2 protein-coding genes are annotated in these 1,023 nt (G+C 71.5%); one reads left to right on the top strand and one right to left on the bottom strand.

Annotated elements, in window-relative coordinates:
- Positions 1–685: NAD(P)H-binding protein (locus GTW67_RS35875; protein ID WP_161168889.1), on the bottom strand; the 685-nt coding region annotated here is incomplete at its 3' end.
- Between the two features lie 110 nt (positions 686–795).
- On the opposite strand from GTW67_RS35875, the gene GTW67_RS35870 reads away from it, so the two are divergent.
- The coding region (locus tag GTW67_RS35870) for a winged helix-turn-helix transcriptional regulator (RefSeq protein ID WP_161168888.1) at positions 796–1,023 on the top strand (228 nt) is incomplete at its 3' end.

Here is a 1,023-nt window from a genome sequence, read left to right as displayed (position 1 = left end):
CGACGTACTCCTCGACGGAGACGGCGCGGTAGGCGATCTCGCGGCCCGCGAGCCGGCTCACCTCGGCGGCGTACTCGGCGAAGCTCCACGCCTCGTCGCCGCCCAGCTCGTACCGCTTGTTCTCGTGCCCCTCGCCGGTCAGCACGGCGACGGCGGCGGCCGCGTAGTCGGCGCGCGAGGCGGAGGAGACGCGGCCGTCGCGGGCGGCCTGGACGACGGCGCCGTGCTCCAGCACCTGGGCGAGGTGCTCGGTGTGGTTCTCGTGGTACCAGCCGTTGCCGAGGATCACCCAGGGCAGGCCGGAGGCGAGCAGGACCTTCTCGGTGGCGCGGTGGTCGTCGGCGAGCGCGGCGGTCAGGCCGCTGGGCGCGCTCGTGTACGCGAGCAGCGCGACGCCGGCCGCGGCGGCGGCGTCGATGACCGCCCGGTGCTGCGCGGGACGGTCCTTGGTGACCTCGTTGCCGGAGATCAGCAGCACCTTGTCGCCGGCCGCGAACAGCCCGTCGAAGGTCTCGGGCGCGTTGTAGTCGGCCACGGCGAGCCGCACGCCGCGCTCCGCGAGGTCGGCGGCCTTCGCCTTGTCGCGCACGACGGCGGTGATCTGCTCGGCCGGGACCTTCGCCAACAGCTGCTCCACGACGTGGCGGCCGAGGTGTCCGGTGGCTCCGGTGACGACGATGCTCATGGTTCGGGGCTCCTCTGGGGGGTGGGTGCGAAAGGGGTGGGTGCGATGTCACCGACGCTAAAGGAGGCGCTAACCAAAAGAAAGTACCCACTTTGAAGTAAGGTACATACATGACCGTAAGTGACCCCGTGGCCGGCGAGGCGATGTGCCCGTACCGGCTCGTCCTCGAACACATCACCAGCCGCTGGGGCGTCCTCGTCCTGATCGAGCTCCTGGACCGGCCGCACCGGTTCAGCGAGCTGCGCCGGGCGGTCGGCCGGGTCGGCCGGAGCGTCAGCGAGAAGATGCTCACCCAGACCCTCCAGACCCTGGAGCGCGACGGCCTGGTCCACCGCGAC

Source organism: Streptomyces sp. SID5910 (assembly GCF_009862125.1).
Taxonomy (GTDB): Bacteria; Actinomycetota; Actinomycetes; order Streptomycetales; family Streptomycetaceae; genus Streptomyces.
Note: the sequence above shows the minus strand (reverse complement) of the source record. Positions and strands in the feature narration are given on the sequence as shown.